Here is a 13,930-nt window from a genome sequence, read left to right as displayed (position 1 = left end):
GCGTATTTTAGTGACCGGGTGGGGCGCTAGGCAAGGGGTTCGGCGCGGTGGCCGGTCCTGCGGCGGTTCCGGCGCGACGGTCAGCGCAGCGCGGAGGCGAGTTCCGACAACGCCCCGGCGTCGAGTATCTCGACGTGCTGCGGGTCCGGGAGTGCGATCACGCCCTGCTCGCGCAGCCGGGTGAAGCTGCGGCTCACGGTTTCGACGGTCAGCCCCAGGTGGTCGGCGATGTCGCCGCGGCCCATCGGCAGCGCCATGCGCGGGTCGTCCTCGCGGATCTTCATCTGTCCACGCAGGCGCAGCAGGAAGCTCGCCAGCCGCTCCAGCGGCGACAGGCGCGCCAGCAGCAGCATGGCGTCGTGGGCGTCGTCGAGGTCGCGGCAGGCGCGCTCGAGCAGGCTGTGCTCGAAGCCGGGGAAGCGCTGGCGCAGGTCGCGGATGCCGTCGAGCTCGAACGCGCAGACCCGGCTGGGCACCACCGCCTCGATGCTCTGGCGATGGACCACGTGCTCCGTGAGCCCGACGAAATGGCCCGGCAGGACGAAGGCCACCACCTGGCGCCGGGCATCGGCCAGCGTCCGCACCAGGCGCAGCATGCCGCTGGTGACGCTGTAGGCCTGGCGGCAGGGCTGGCCGGCGCGGGCCAGCTCGGCGTTGGCCTGCAGCTCCATGGACGAGACGTAGCGCTCGAGCGAGTCGACTTCCTGCGGCGGCAGGGACGCGCAGACCGCGAGGTCGCGCACGGCGCAGTGCGCGCAGTCGAGCGGCACGACGGCGCGGGAATGTTGTCTGCAGCGGGCGAGGTTGGGGCTGGTCATGCGGCTGGCGTTCGCAGGATTGCATCATAGCGGCCCGCGCGCCGGCATGCGCTGGATGAAATGTCCCACCCGTGAACGGCGCGGGCGCAAGGCGCTCCCGTGCGCTCCGTGTTCCGCCACGGCCCCGGGATTCCCCGGCTGCGCCGGCCCGGTTCCCCGCCCGGGTAGAATGGGCGCTTTCCCCTCGCATACGCCCGTCATCGGCATGATCAAGCCCCGTACCCCGCCCGGCATCATGGAACTGCTGCCACGCGACCAGATCGCGTTCCAGCGCATGCTCGACACGATCCGGCGCAGCTTCGAGGGCTTCGGCTTCCTGCCGATCGAGACGCCTGTGTTCGAGCTGTCGGAGGTGCTGCTGACCAAGTCCGGCGGCGAGACCGAGCGCCAGGTGTACTTCGCCCAGTCGACGGGCGCGCTGGAGAAGGCCTCCGACGGCCCGCCGGAGCTGGCCCTGCGCTTCGACCTTACCGTGCCGCTGGCGCGCTACGTCGCCGAACACGAACATGAGCTGGCGTTCCCGTTCCGGCGCTACCAGATGCAGCGGGTGTACCGCGGCGAGCGCGCCCAGCGCGGCCGTTTCCGCGAGTTCTACCAGTGCGACATCGACGTGATCGGAAAGGACGCGCTGTCGCCGCGCCACGACGCCGAGATTCCGGCGGTGATCAGCGCCGTGTTCGAGGCGCTGGACATCGGCGACTTCACCATCCAGTTCAACCATCGCAAGCTGCTGCGCGGATATTTCGAGGGCCAGGGCATCGCCGCCGACGCGCAGGTGCCGGTGCTGCGCGAGATCGACAAGCTCGACAAGCGCGGCGAGGATGCGGTGCGCGCGACCCTGTCCGGCGAGGGCTTCGGCCTGGCATCGGGAGTCATCGACAGGCTCATGGCGTTTTCGCGGGTGCGTTCGAAAGGCCACGCCGATGCGCTGGCCAGGCTCGACGCGCTGGGCGACGGCACGCCGCTGTTCGAGGAAGGCCGCGAAGAACTGCGCGAGGTGCTGCGGCGGCTGCAGGCGCTCGGCGTGCCGGAGTCGCGCTACGCGCTCAACCTGTCGATCGCGCGCGGCCTGGACTACTACACCGGCATCGTCTACGAAACCACGCTCGACGCGCATCCGGGCATCGGTTCGATCTGCTCGGGCGGCCGCTACGACAACCTGGCCAGCCACTACACGAAGTCGAGGCTGCCGGGCGTCGGCATTTCGATCGGCCTGACCCGGCTGTTCTGGCAACTGCGCGAGGCCGGCCTGATCGAGACCGCCGACAGCTCGGTCGACGTGCTGGTGACGCTGTTCGACGATGCCGGACTCGACCACGCGCTCGGGCTGTCGCAGCAACTGCGCGGCGCCGGGCTCAACGTCGAGACCCAGCTCGAACCGCGCAAGCTGGCGCGCCAGTTCCAGTATGCCGATCGCGCCGGGATCCGCTTCGTGGTGGTGCGCGGCGAGGACGAGGCGGCCAAGGGCTTGGTGGCGGTCAAGGACCTGCGCCGCGGCGAGCAGTTCGAGGTGGCCGATGCCGACCTGGCGCGCACGCTGCTGGTCGAGCGCGAGCAGTGGCGGGCGCTGGGCAAGAGCGCGGGTTGATGCGGGCAACGCTGCCGCCGCTTGCCGCCGAGAACGCCTGAACGGTGTCGTCCCGAGCGCAGCGAGGGATCTGTCGTCGCCGGAACCGCGGCAAATGACGGAGTGACCCGCTGCGGTGTGCAAAGCTCCTTCCACCGCGTTCGGAACCACGGCGGCACGCAATCCGGATGAAGAACATGGCGATCGAACGATGAAACCGGTACTGCTCGACGGCAGGTCGCTCACCCGCGACCAGCTGGTGATGGTCGCGCACGGCGCGAAGGTGGCGCTGGACGAGGCCTCGCTGCGCGACGTGGCGCGCGCCGCCGATTTCCTCGCCGCGCAGGTGGCGCGCGAGGAGCCGATCTACGGCGTCTCCACCGGCTTCGGCAGCAATGCCGACAAGCTGCTGGGCGCGCATCCGTTGCGCGACGAACTGCCTGGCGCCATCCGCTCCGGCCGCTCGCTGCACGAGGAACTGCAGCACAACCTGATCGTCACCCACGCGGTGTGCGTCGGCGAGCCGCTGTCGGCGGACATCGTGCGCGCCATGCTGTGCATCCGCATCAACACGCTGCTGCGCGGCCATTCCGGCATCCGCGTGTCGACCCTGCAGGCGCTGACCGCGCTGCTCAACGCGGGCATCGTGCCGGTCGTGCCGGCGCTGGGATCGGTCGGTGCGTCGGGCGACCTGGCGCCGCTGTCGCACCTGGCGATCGTGCTGCTCGGCGGCGGCGAAGCCTTCTACGGCGGGGAACGCATTCCCGGCGGCGAGGCGCTGAAGGCCGCCGGCATCGAACCGGTCCGCCTGTCGTACAAGGAAGGGCTGGCGCTGAACAACGGCACCGCGCAGATGCTGGCGACGGGCGTGCTGGCGCTGTATCGCCTCGACCGCCTGCTCGACACCGCCGACCTCGCCGCGGCGATGACCATCGACGCCTTCGCCGGCCGGCTCGGTGCGTTCGCAGAGGAGGTCCACGCGCTGCGCCCGCACCCGGGCCAGGTGCATACGGCGACGCACCTGCGCGAGCTGCTCGACGGCTCCACCCTGGCCGACATTCCCTACCACCTGGTGCCGCGCTTCCGCCCGTGGCTGCCGTCGAGCTGGGACACGCCCGATGCGCAGCGCCTGGGCTTCGACATCGGCTGGGACTGGGTGCCCAGCGACCAGCGCCACGGCCGCGAGAAGTTCTACGCACGCTTCATGCCGTTCCGCGGCGGCAAGAAGCACCAGCCGCAGGACAGCTATTCGCTGCGCTGCATTCCCCAGGTGCACGGGGCGGTGCGCGACTGCGTCGAACACGCCAAGCGGGTGTTCGACATCGAGCTCAACGCGGTCACCGACAACCCGCTCGTGTTCCCCGACAGGCAGGCCGAGCATGTCGAGGAACAGGTGATCTCGGCCGGCCATTTCCACGGCATGCCGCTGGCGCTTGCGATGAGCGGGGTCAAGGCCGCGATCTCGGTGCTGGCCTCGATCAGCGAGCGGCGGCTCAACAAGCTGGTCGATCCGGCTACCAGCGACGGCCTGCCGGCCTTCCTGATCGGCAACGAGGATGGCACCGAATCGGGCTACATGATCGTGCAGTACACGGCGGCGGCGATCGTCAACGACCTCGCCACGCGCGCGCACCCGGCCAGCGTGTACTCGATCCCGACCAGCGCCAATGCCGAGGACCACGTGTCGATGGGCACCAACGAGGCGCGCCACGTGCTGGCGATGGCCGACGACCTGGGCAAGGTGCTGGCGCTGGAGCTGTACACCGCGGCGCAGGCGCTGGACCTGCGCCTGGACATGATCAACGCCGCGCGCGACCTGGCGCGCCGCGCCGACGCCGCCGCGCTCGCGCGCAAGGTGCACGGGGTGGGCGACGGCGACCCGCGGCATGCGCACTTCCTGCGCGAGGTCGAGGCGCTGCGGGCGGAACTGGCCGCGGCCGATGCCTTCCATCCCGGGACCGCGGTCGCGGCGGCGCACGCGGCGATCCGCGAACGCATCGCCTTCCTCGACCGCGACCGCGCGCTCGACGGCGAGGTGGCCGCGGCGGTGGCCCTGGTCGCGGACGGCAGCCTGCTCGCGGCGATCGGGCGCTGAACGCCAGCGGGCGGCGATGAACCTGCCCCTCCATTCCGGCTGGCCCGGGGTGATGGAATCGGCGTTGATCGCCTTCGCCATCGGCATGCTGTGCTTCGGGTTCTGGCGCTGGCTGTGCCGGCGCGCCGGGTGGGGCGAAGCCCGCGCCATCGGCTGGGCCTGCGTCAGCGCGATCGCGATCGCCGCGGGGATCGACAGCTGGAACCTGTTCTATCTCGGCGTGGTGCGGCTCGAGTCGCCGCTGTACGCGCGGGTCGCGCTGGCGAAGATGCACGATCCCGATTTCCTCGGCGCGCGCGTGTTCATGGCCTGGGCCGGCGCCCTGTGCGGCGTGGTCGCGGCCTGGGCCCTGCTGCAGCGGCGGAAGCGGGCCTCGCCCTGATCGTCAGGGGGCGCGGCGGGGCCGCACGTGCCCGATCAGGCCCGCACGCCGCAACATCCCCATGAGCGCTTCGCGCTGCCGGCCGTCGTCGCCGCGGGGCCATCCGGTCAGGCTGTCCACGATACGGCCGTCCTGCAGGACATGGAACTCGGGCATCGGCCAGTCGGCGAGCATCGGCCATCCCTCGCGATCGTGGATCATCAACGCCGGAGCCCGGGAAAAGCGGCGGTTCCACTCGCGCACCGCATCGATGTCCTCCACGCCAGGCGGTTGCATCAGCCAGTAGGCGTGGCCTGCGAATGCGGGGCCGAGTACCGGGTCGGCGGAGATGTCGGCGACGGCATCGAGCGAGAAGTGGCAACCGGCGGTCACCACGATGCGCGTGCCGCGTAGGTCGAGCGACTCGTACTGCAGCCGACTGCCGTCGCCCGACATGCGCCAGATGCCGTGTCGCATGGAGCTGTGGTCGCCGGTCGGCTCGATAAAGGCGGGCAATGGCGACAATGCCGCGGTGGGGTAGCGGACGCCCAGCTGCCGGGCAGCGTCGAAACGGTGCGACGCGAGCAGCGCGTTGCGCATCGCACGGACGCGCTCTGCGGGTGGTTGTCCACGCGAGCGACGGACGCTTTCGTCGAACACCGCTTCCATCGCCTCGACGTGGCGTGGCGAAGGGGCCAGTCCGGCCACGGTCCGGGCGGCGTTCCACAGCATCGCCAGGTGGCGCTCGTCGAGATCCTGCAGTTGCCGCGGGTCGTAAGCATCGGCCAGCAGCGCGTCGAAGCTTTGGGCGACGAGGCTGGGCGCATCCGGGCCATGCTGTTCCCGCGTCACCCGGTAGAAATCGGTGTAACGCCGCTCCAGTGGACCGATGCGGTCCGTCGCGGCCGGGCGGGACTCCGCGGTGCCTGCAGGCAGGCGGCTGCGGGGTGCGTGGCGGGCGACCTCGTCGCCGAACAGTTGCAGGATCGCATCGATCCGCGGCTGCGGCAGTTCATCGGCAAGGACGTCCGGATCGAAGCTTCCCAGGCCGCGGCTTCCCCAGACCAGGCTCAGCAGGAAGCGTTCGCGCGCGCCCAGTGCAAGGGCATCCAGCGGCGTGGTTCTGCCGGCTTGGCGCCCCAACCAGGCATCCAGCTCGGCCGCGGACCGGATCGATGTGCGCTCAGGAACAGCGGTTTCGGGCGTGGACGAGCGCGATGCGGCCTGGGGCAACGGCATCGTGAACACCATCGCGCAGAACAGGAAAGTCGCGGCTGCCGGTCGCATGTCCATTGTCTGGCGACACTCCGGGCGGGGTCCCCGGATTCTCCAGCCCGGCCCGGGGCGTGTCCAGCAGGCACCGGGAACCGTCGCGAGATATTGACAATGTAATAACGCGCTATTACATTGACGCGATGAAGCAGCGCATCGAACCCTTGCCGGATTCCGACGCCGACGCCTCGTTCAGGGCGCTGGCCAAGGCGCTTGCCGGTCTGGAGCGGGTCGACGACGTGGGCGCCTTCCTGCGCGACCTGTGCACCCCGGCCGAGCTCGAGGCCATGGCCGACCGCTGGCGTGTGGTGCCGATGCTGCTGCAGGGCGTGCCGTACCGCGAGATCCACGAGCGCACCCTGGTGAGCGTGACCACCATCGGCCGGGTCGCACGCACGCTCGAACATGGCGCCGGCGGCTATGCCGCGGCGGTCAAGCGCCAGTACCCCCGGCTCGCCCAGAGCCACTGAGGACCCGAGATGAGCCCTACGGCCGTTCCCGCGGCGCGCGATCGCCTGCGCATCGCGATCCAGAAATCCGGTCGCCTGAGCGACCCCGCACGGGCGCTGCTGGCTTCGTGCGGTCTGTCGTGGCGCGAAAGCCGCGACAGGCTGTTCTGCTACGGCGAAACGCTGCCGGTCGACCTGCTGCTGGTGCGCGACGACGACATCCCCGGCCTGCTCGCCGACGGCGTCTGCGACTACGGCATCGTCGGCCGCAACGTGCTCGACGAACAGGCCGCGTTGCGCGCGGGCGAGGGCAGGGCGCAGGTGTCGAAGGAGGTCCGTGCGCTGGGCTTCGGCGGCTGCCGGCTCGACATCGCGGTGCCCGAGGCCTGGGAATGGGAAGGCCCGCAGCAGTTGCAGGGCCGGCGGATCGCGACCAGCTATCCCGGCCTGCTCGCGAAATGGCTGGCGGAGCACGAGGTGGAGGCGAGCGTGGTGATGCTGTCGGGCTCGGTCGAGATCGCGCCGCGGCTGGGGCAGGCGGACCTGATCTGCGACCTCGTTTCAAGCGGCGGCACGCTGCTCGCCAACCAGCTCAAGCCGGTGGCGACGATCATGCGCAGCGAGGCGGTGCTGGCCGGCCCGGTGCAGCCGTTCGCGGATATCCGTGGTGAACTGGCGCAGATGCTGCTGCGGCGCCTGGACGGCGTGCTGCGGCTGAAGGACAGCCGCCTGCTGCTGTTCCAGGCGCAGCGCGACGAGGTGCCGGGGCTGCTGGAAATGCTGCCCGACGCGGAGCAGCCCACCGTGCTGCAGGTCGACGGCGCCGACACCCTGGCGCTGCAGGCGCTGTGCCACGGCGCGATGACCTGGCAGCGGCTGGAGGATCTCAAGCGGGCCGGCGCGCGCGGGCTGATGGTGCTGCCGGTCGAGAGGATGCTGGCGTGAGCGCGGAACTGGTGCAGCGGCTGGACTGGCCGGCGCTCGACGTCGCGGCGCGGGAAGCTGCGCTGCAGCGGCCGGTGCAGGCGGTCGCCGGTCGCACGCGCGACACCGTTGCCGCGATCATCGACGAGGTGCGCTCGCGCGGAGACGAGGCGCTGCGCGAGATCAGCGCGCGCCTGGACGGGGTGGCGCCGGATGCCTTCGAAGTCGCCGAGGCGGAGTACGAGGCCGCCGCGGCTTCGTTGTCGCCGGCGCTCCGGAGCGCGATCGTGGATGCGGCGGAGCGGATCGAACGTTTCCACCGCGCCGGCATGGTCCAGCCGTATTCGGTGGAGACCGCGCCGGGCGTGGTCTGCGAGCGGATGGTGCGCGCGATCGCGCGCGTGGGCCTGTACGTGCCCGCCGGCAGCGCGCCGCTGCCGTCGACGGCCCTGATGCTGGGAGTTCCCGCGCGCCTGGCCGGGTGCCGCGAGCGCGTGCTGTGCACGCCGCCGCGGCGCGACGGAAGCGCGGATCCGGCGGTGCTGTTCGCCGCGCAACTGACCGGCGTGCATCGCGTGTTCAAGCTCGGCGGCGCGCAGGCGATCGCGGCGATGGCGTTCGGGACCGCCAGCGTGCCGCGCTGCGACAAGCTGTTCGGACCCGGCAACAGCTACGTCACCGAGGCCAAGCAGCAGGTGGCGCAGGGCGGATCGGCCGCGATCGACATGCCGGCCGGGCCTTCGGAAGTCCTGGTCATCGCCGACGCGGGTGCGGATGCCGCGTTCGTCGCCGCCGACCTGCTGTCGCAGGCCGAACACGGACCGGATTCGCAGGTGCTGCTGCTCAGCGACAGCGACGCGTTGCTCGATGCGGTGCAGGGCGAGCTGGCCATCCAGCTGGCGGCGCTGCCGCGCGCGGACATCGCCCGGCAGGCGCTGGCGGGCTCGCGGCTGGTGCGGGTCGAGGCACTCGGGGATGCGTTCGACATCAGCAATGCGTACGCGCCGGAACACCTGATCCTCGCGCTGCGCGAACCGCGCGCCTGGCTCGACCGGGTGGATGCAGCGGGCTCGGTCTTCCTCGGCGACTTCACCCCCGAGGCGCTGGGCGACTACTGCAGCGGCACCAACCACGTCCTGCCGACCAACGGCGCGGCGCGCGCCTGCAGCGGGGTGTCGGTGGCGAGCTTCCAGAACTTCGTGAGCGTGCAGGCCGCCAGTGCGGCCGGCATCGCCGGCATCGGCGCCTGCGCGGTCACCCTGGCCGAGGCCGAGGGACTCGAAGCGCATGCCAGCGCGGTGCGCCTGCGCATGGGCCGCGCGGGATCCGCGCAGGAGGCCGCGTGAACGCCGTGACCGACCTGCTGCGCGAGGACCTGCAGGGCTTCGCCGGCTACAGCTCGGCGCGCAGCGAAGCGCTGGACGGCGAGATCTGGCTCAACGCGAACGAATCCGCCTGGCCCAATCCGGCCGATGGCGATGGCACCTGCCGACGCTACCCCGATCCCCAGCCCGCCGATCTGCGCGGGATGCTGGCTGCGCTGTACGCAGTCCAGGCGGAGCAGCTGCTGATAGGCCGTGGCAGCGACGAGGCGATCGACCTGCTGGTCCGCGCCACCTGCGTGCCCGGTCGCGATGGCGTGGTGGTCACCTCGCCGGTCTTCGGCATGTATGCGGTGAGCGCGCGACTGCAGGGCGCGCCATTGATCGACGTGCCGCTGCTGGACGACCCGCAGGCGGGCCTGGTGCCCGATTTCGAGGCGATCGGCGACGTGGCCGCGGTGCGTGGCGCGAAGCTGGTGTTCCTGTGCTCGCCGTCCAACCCGGGCGGCGGCGCGATCGCCCTCGGCGATATCGCCGCGCTCGCACGGCGGCTGGCGGGACGCGCCCTGGTCGTGGTCGACGAAGCGTATGCCGAGTTCGGGGAAGCGCCGTCCGCCACCACCCTGCTGGACGCGCTTCCCAACCTGGTGGTGCTGCGGACGCTGTCCAAGGCCCATGCCCTGGCGGCGGCACGGATCGGCGTGGCGATCGCCGACCCGGGCCTGATCGCCGCGCTGCGCCGCTGCCAGGCGCCCTATCCGGTACCGTCCCCGTGCGCCGCGCTCGCGGTCGCCGGTCTCTCGCCCGAGGCCCGCGTGGCCACGGCGCAGCGTGTCGGCAATGTGCGCCGCGAACGCGTGCGGCTGCGGCAGTCCCTGCACGCGCTCGCGGGCGTGCTGCGCGTGTATCCCTCGCAGGCCAACTTCCTGCTGGTGCGGTTCCGGGACGCCGAAGCGGCCTTCCGCGCCCTGCTGGCGGCTGGCATCGTGGTGCGCGACCAGCGCGCCGCGCGCGGCCTCGGCGACGCGCTGCGGATCACCATCGGCACGCCGGAACAGAACGATCGCGTACTCGCCGTGCTGTCGGCGCTCGAACCCGCGACCGCCCGGATCGCTGCCCACGGGCGGGGAGCCGCCTGATGGCCACGAAGATCCTGTTCGTCGACCGCGACGGCACCCTGATCGAGGAGCCCGGAGACTTCCAGATCGACGCCTATGAGAAGCTGAGGTTCGTGAAGGACGTGATCCCGGCGATGCTGCGGCTGCGCGATGCCGGCTTCGAGTTCGTGATCGTCAGCAACCAGGACGGGCTGGGCAGCGAGGCCTATCCGCGCGCCGCCTTCGACGGCCCCAACGACCTGATGCTGCAGGTGTTCGAAAGCCAGGGCATCGTGTTCCGCGAGGTGCTGGTCGACTGCACCTGGCCGGCCGACAACGCGCCCACGCGCAAGCCGGGGCTGGGGCTGGTGCAGCACTACCTGCGCGACCGTGGCATCGACCTCGACCGCTCGGCGATGGTCGGCGACCGCGAGACCGACCTGCAGTTCGCGCGCAACCTCGGCATCCGCGGCTTCCAGCTGCGCACCGCGCAGTTCGGCGGCGAGTGGGACTGGCCCGGCATCGCGCACGAGCTGGCCGACGCGCCGCGTCGCGCGGTGGTGCAGCGGAACACGAAGGAAACGCGGATCCGGGTCGAACTCGACCTGGACCGTGCCGCGGACGCACGGGTGTCGACGGGCTTGCCGTTCTTCGACCACATGCTCGACCAGATCGGCAAGCACGGCGGCTTCGCGCTGACGGTCACCGCCGAGGGCGACCTGCACATCGACGAGCACCACACCATCGAGGACACCGGCATCGCCCTGGGCCAGGCCTTGCGCGAGGCGCTGGGCGACAAGCGCGGCATCGCGCGCTACGGCTTCACCCTGCCGATGGACGAGACCCTCGCCAGCGCGGCGCTGGACTTCGGCGGACGGCCGTACCTGGTGTTCGAGGGCAGCTTCCGTCGCGAGCGCGTCGGCGACATGCCGACCGAGCTGGTGGAGCACTTCTTCCGCTCGGTCTGCGATGCCGCCGCGCTCAACCTCAACCTCAAGGTCGAAGGCGAGAACGACCACCACAAGGTCGAGGCCTGCTTCAAGGCGTTCGCGCGCGCGCTGCGCATGGCGATCCGGCGCGAAGGCGTCGAGCTGCCCAGCACCAAGGGCACGCTGTGATGCGGCTGGCCCTGGTGGATGCGGGCGGCGCCAACATCGGTTCGGTGCGGTATGCGCTGGGCCGGCTCGGCGTCGAGGCCACGTTGACCTCGGATGCGGGCGAGATCCGCGACGCCGAACGCGTGATCCTGCCCGGGGTCAGTACCGCTGCGACCGTGATGCGGCGCCTGCGCGAACTCGACCTGGTCGAAACCCTGCGTGCGTTGCGCCAGCCGCTGCTCGGCGTCTGCGTCGGCATGCAGCTGCTGTTCGAGCATTCCGAGGAGGACGACACGCCCTGCCTCGGCATCCTGCCCGGACGGGTGGGGCGGCTCCAGCCGGCGCCGGGCATCCGGATCCCGCACATGGGCTGGAACCAGTTGCAGGTGCAGGGCGACGATCCGCTGCTGGCGGGTTTCGGCAGCGGGGAGTACGCCTACTTCGTCCATGGTTATGCCGCGCCGACGACGCCCGACTGCATCGCCTCCACCCGCCATGGCGTCGATTTCGCCGCGGTGGTCCGCCGGGGGAACGTCATGGGTGCGCAGTTCCACCCCGAGCGCTCGGCCGCAGCGGGGGCACGGCTGCTGCGCAACTTCCTGTCGATGGAATCCGCATGAACGCGACCTTCACCCTGTATCCGGCGATCGACGTGCGAAACGGGCGCGTGGTGCGGCTCGCGCAGGGCGACTACGCGCAGGAAACCCGGTATGGCGACGATCCGCTGGCGCTGGCCCGGGCCTACGCGGAGCAGGGCGCGCAATGGCTGCACCTGGTCGACCTGGACGCGGCACGCGCCGGGGGCTACACGCTGCTGCAACTGGTGCGTGACATCACCGCCGCCACCGGACTGAAGGTGCAGACCGGCGGCGGCGTGCGTTCGCGCGAGGACGTGCAGCGGATCCTCGACGCCGGCGCCGCACGCGTGGTGATCGGTTCGCTGGCGGTGCGCGAGGCCGACAACGTCTGCGACTGGCTCGACGCGCTCGGCAGCGAGCGCCTGACCATCGCCCTGGACACGCGCCAGGACCGCGAAGGCATCTGGCGCCTGCCCGTGCACGGCTGGACCGAGACCGCCGCCGGCACGCTGCAGGAGATGGCGCAGCGCTATGCCGCGCGCGGCCTGCGCCACCTGCTGTGCACCGACATCACCCGCGACGGGATGATGACCGGGCCGAACCTGGCGCTCTATCGCCTGCTGGCCGAGGCCGTGCCCGGGCTCGCCCTGCAGGCTTCCGGCGGGGTGCGCGACCTCGACGACGTGCTGCAGTCGCGCGCGCAGGGCTGCGCCGGCGTGGTGCTCGGCCGCTCGCTGCTGGAGGGCAGACTGCAACTGCCGCAGGCCCTGGCCGCGGTGGGCGCGCGCTGATGCTCGCGCGTCGCATCATCCCCTGTCTGGACGTGCGCGACGGACGCGTGGTCAAGGGCGTGCGCTTCCGCGACCACGTCGACATGGGCGACATCGTCGAACTCGCGTTGCGCTATCGCGACGAGGGCGCGGACGAGCTGGTGTTCTACGACATCAGCGCCACGCCGCAGCAGCGCTCGGTGGACCGCGGCTGGGTGGAACGCGTCTCGGCGCGGCTCGACATCCCGTTCTGCGTGGCCGGCGGCATCCGCGACGTGGAAACCGCGCGCGCGGTGCTGCATGCCGGCGCCGACAAGATCTCGATCAACTCGCCGGCGCTGGAACGGCCGGCGCTGATCTCCGAGCTGGCCGAGGCGTTCGGCGTGCAGTGCGTGGTCGTCGGCATCGACTCGATCCGCGAGCCGGACGGCGAGTGGCGGGTGCGCACCCACACCGGCGATCCGGACCGCATGCGCGCGCCCTCGGTCCGCACCCTGGAGTGGGTGGTCGAGGCGCAGCGCCTGGGCGCCGGCGAGATCGTGCTCAACTGCATGGACAGCGACGGCGTGCGAAACGGCTACGATCTCGAACAACTGGGCGTCGTGCGCGAGCTGTGCACGGTGCCGCTGGTCGCGTCCGGCGGCGCCGGCGAGCCCGCGCACTTCGAGGCGGCGTTCCGCCAGGCGGACGTCGACGGCGCGCTGGCCGCGAGCGTGTTCCACGGCGGTACGATCCGGATTCCGGAACTCAAGCGGTTGCTGCGCGCGCGCGGCGTGGAGGTGCGCAGTGACTGAGGCAGGAGCGACCGGGGCTGCACTGGCGGCGCTGGACTGGGACAAGGGCGGTGGCCTGCTGCCCGCGATCGTCCAGGACGCGCGCACGCTGCGGGTGCTGATGCTCGGTTACATGGACCGCGCCGCGCTCGAAACGACGCTGTCGTCGCGGCGGGTGACCTTCTTCAGCCGCAGCAAGGGCCGGTTGTGGACCAAGGGCGAGTCGTCGGGGCATGTCCTGGACCTGTTCTCGGTCGACGTCGACTGCGATGGCGACACGTTGCTGGTGCTCGCCCATCCGCAGGGGCCGACGTGCCACCTGCAGCGCGAGAGCTGCTTCGCGTCGGCGCCGGGTTCGACGCTGGCCGAGTTGTCCGCCCTGGTCGAACGGCGTGCGGCGGAGCGGCCGGAAGGCAGCTACACCACGAAGCTGTTCGAGGCTGGCGTGCGCCGGATGGCGCAGAAGGTGGGCGAAGAGGGCGTGGAGACCGCGCTCGCCGCGGTCGCCGAGGACGACGACGCGCTGCTGGGCGAGGGCGCCGACCTGCTGTTCCACCTGCTGGTGTTGCTGCGCGCGCGGGGCCTCGGACTTGCGGACGTGGAGGCGAAACTCGCGACGCGGCGCCGCTGAGGTGGTAGCAGGGGCTTCGCGCCTCCGTCGTGCCGGAGGCGGCAGGAGGTCGGACCCGGGATCCCGAACGGGCGAGAGATTCTCCCGGTAATGGCGCCAGCTCGAGATCCCTCGCTGCGCTCGGGATGACAAAGCGCCGTGCCCCGGGATGACAAGGCGCCGTGCCTGGGATGACA

At 71.3% G+C, this 13,930-nt stretch carries 14 protein-coding genes; 12 read left to right on the top strand and 2 right to left on the bottom strand.

What is annotated here, in order from left to right; all coding sequences use genetic code 11:
• Positions 1-80 precede the first annotated feature (80 nt).
• Positions 81-818: a Crp/Fnr family transcriptional regulator gene (locus FZO89_RS01235; protein ID WP_262378468.1), complete on the bottom strand. Its 738-nt coding sequence runs from the start codon at positions 816-818 to the stop codon at positions 81-83.
• Between the two features lie 205 nt (positions 819-1,023).
• On the opposite strand from FZO89_RS01235, the gene hisS reads away from it, so the two are divergent.
• The 3 genes from hisS (at position 1,024) to FZO89_RS01220 (ending at position 4,862) form a co-directional block, all read left to right on the top strand.
• The gene (hisS, locus tag FZO89_RS01230) at positions 1,024-2,406 is read left to right on the top strand and encodes a histidine--tRNA ligase (protein ID WP_149101561.1); all 1,383 of its coding nucleotides are present in this window, start codon (positions 1,024-1,026) and stop codon (positions 2,404-2,406) included.
• Positions 2,407-2,596: 190 nt separating this feature from the next.
• Positions 2,597-4,480: an HAL/PAL/TAL family ammonia-lyase gene (locus FZO89_RS01225; protein WP_149101560.1), complete on the top strand. Its 1,884-nt coding sequence runs from the start codon at positions 2,597-2,599 to the stop codon at positions 4,478-4,480.
• A gap of 16 nt (positions 4,481-4,496) precedes the next feature.
• Positions 4,497-4,862, top strand: a complete 366-nt coding sequence (locus tag FZO89_RS01220; protein ID WP_149101559.1) for a hypothetical protein — start codon at positions 4,497-4,499, stop codon at positions 4,860-4,862.
• 3 nt (positions 4,863-4,865) lie between these two features.
• Here the strand turns inward: FZO89_RS01220 and FZO89_RS01215 are convergent, their stop codons facing one another.
• The gene (locus tag FZO89_RS01215) at positions 4,866-5,984 is read right to left on the bottom strand and encodes a hypothetical protein (protein WP_149101558.1); all 1,119 of its coding nucleotides are present in this window, start codon (positions 5,982-5,984) and stop codon (positions 4,866-4,868) included.
• A gap of 272 nt (positions 5,985-6,256) precedes the next feature.
• On the opposite strand from FZO89_RS01215, the gene FZO89_RS01210 reads away from it, so the two are divergent.
• Genes FZO89_RS01210 through hisIE form a run of 9 tightly spaced genes read left to right on the top strand, consistent with a single transcriptional unit; the run spans position 6,257 to position 13,754 of the window.
• A complete protein-coding gene (locus FZO89_RS01210; RefSeq protein ID WP_149101557.1) occupies positions 6,257-6,583 on the top strand; it encodes a YerC/YecD family TrpR-related protein in 327 nt (108 codons plus the stop codon).
• A gap of 9 nt (positions 6,584-6,592) precedes the next feature.
• Positions 6,593-7,507: an ATP phosphoribosyltransferase gene (gene hisG / locus FZO89_RS01205; protein ID WP_149101556.1), complete on the top strand. Its 915-nt coding sequence runs from the start codon at positions 6,593-6,595 to the stop codon at positions 7,505-7,507.
• 11 nt (positions 7,508-7,518) lie between these two features.
• The gene (hisD, locus tag FZO89_RS01200; protein ID WP_149103972.1) at positions 7,519-8,832 is read left to right on the top strand and encodes a histidinol dehydrogenase; all 1,314 of its coding nucleotides are present in this window, start codon (positions 7,519-7,521) and stop codon (positions 8,830-8,832) included.
• A complete protein-coding gene (hisC, locus tag FZO89_RS01195; protein ID WP_149101555.1) occupies positions 8,829-9,947 on the top strand; it encodes a histidinol-phosphate transaminase in 1,119 nt (372 codons plus the stop codon). The genes hisD and hisC overlap by 4 nt, the downstream gene beginning before the upstream one ends.
• Positions 9,947-11,023, top strand: a complete 1,077-nt coding sequence (hisB, locus tag FZO89_RS01190; protein ID WP_149101554.1) for a bifunctional histidinol-phosphatase/imidazoleglycerol-phosphate dehydratase HisB — start codon at positions 9,947-9,949, stop codon at positions 11,021-11,023. Before hisC ends, hisB begins: the two co-directional genes overlap by 1 nt.
• Positions 11,023-11,622, top strand: a complete 600-nt coding sequence (gene hisH, locus FZO89_RS01185; protein ID WP_149101553.1) for an imidazole glycerol phosphate synthase subunit HisH — start codon at positions 11,023-11,025, stop codon at positions 11,620-11,622. The genes hisB and hisH overlap by 1 nt, the downstream gene beginning before the upstream one ends.
• Complete coding sequence (gene hisA / locus FZO89_RS01180) at positions 11,619-12,371, top strand: 1-(5-phosphoribosyl)-5-[(5-phosphoribosylamino)methylideneamino]imidazole-4-carboxamide isomerase (RefSeq protein WP_149101552.1); 753 nt, start codon at positions 11,619-11,621, stop codon at positions 12,369-12,371. Before hisH ends, hisA begins: the two co-directional genes overlap by 4 nt.
• Positions 12,371-13,144 (top strand): imidazole glycerol phosphate synthase subunit HisF, encoded by a 774-nt coding sequence (hisF, locus tag FZO89_RS01175; RefSeq protein ID WP_149101551.1) that lies wholly within the window; start codon positions 12,371-12,373, stop codon positions 13,142-13,144. Before hisA ends, hisF begins: the two co-directional genes overlap by 1 nt.
• On the top strand, positions 13,137-13,754 hold the full coding sequence (gene hisIE, locus FZO89_RS01170) for a bifunctional phosphoribosyl-AMP cyclohydrolase/phosphoribosyl-ATP diphosphatase HisIE (protein ID WP_149101550.1): 618 nt from the start codon (positions 13,137-13,139) through the stop codon (positions 13,752-13,754). The genes hisF and hisIE overlap by 8 nt, the downstream gene beginning before the upstream one ends.
• Positions 13,755-13,930 lie beyond the last annotated feature (176 nt).

Origin of the sequence: Luteimonas viscosa, from assembly GCF_008244685.1 — a bacterium.
Lineage (GTDB): Bacteria > Pseudomonadota > Gammaproteobacteria > Xanthomonadales > Xanthomonadaceae > Luteimonas > Luteimonas viscosa.
Note: the sequence above shows the minus strand (reverse complement) of the source record. Positions and strands in the feature narration are given on the sequence as shown.

Coding starts and splice junctions, on each gene's coding strand:
- FZO89_RS01235 (WP_262378468.1), bottom strand. CDS start 818: ATGACCAGCCCCAACCTCGCCCGCTGCAGACAACATTCCCGCGCCGTC.
- hisF (WP_149101551.1), top strand. CDS start 12,371: ATGCTCGCGCGTCGCATCATCCCCTGTCTGGACGTGCGCGACGGACGC.
- FZO89_RS01225 (WP_149101560.1), top strand. CDS start 2,597: ATGAAACCGGTACTGCTCGACGGCAGGTCGCTCACCCGCGACCAGCTG.
- hisS (WP_149101561.1), top strand. CDS start 1,024: ATGATCAAGCCCCGTACCCCGCCCGGCATCATGGAACTGCTGCCACGC.
- FZO89_RS01210 (WP_149101557.1), top strand. CDS start 6,257: ATGAAGCAGCGCATCGAACCCTTGCCGGATTCCGACGCCGACGCCTCG.
- hisG (WP_149101556.1), top strand. CDS start 6,593: ATGAGCCCTACGGCCGTTCCCGCGGCGCGCGATCGCCTGCGCATCGCG.
- hisH (WP_149101553.1), top strand. CDS start 11,023: ATGCGGCTGGCCCTGGTGGATGCGGGCGGCGCCAACATCGGTTCGGTG.
- hisA (WP_149101552.1), top strand. CDS start 11,619: ATGAACGCGACCTTCACCCTGTATCCGGCGATCGACGTGCGAAACGGG.
- hisB (WP_149101554.1), top strand. CDS start 9,947: ATGGCCACGAAGATCCTGTTCGTCGACCGCGACGGCACCCTGATCGAG.
- FZO89_RS01220 (WP_149101559.1), top strand. CDS start 4,497: ATGAACCTGCCCCTCCATTCCGGCTGGCCCGGGGTGATGGAATCGGCG.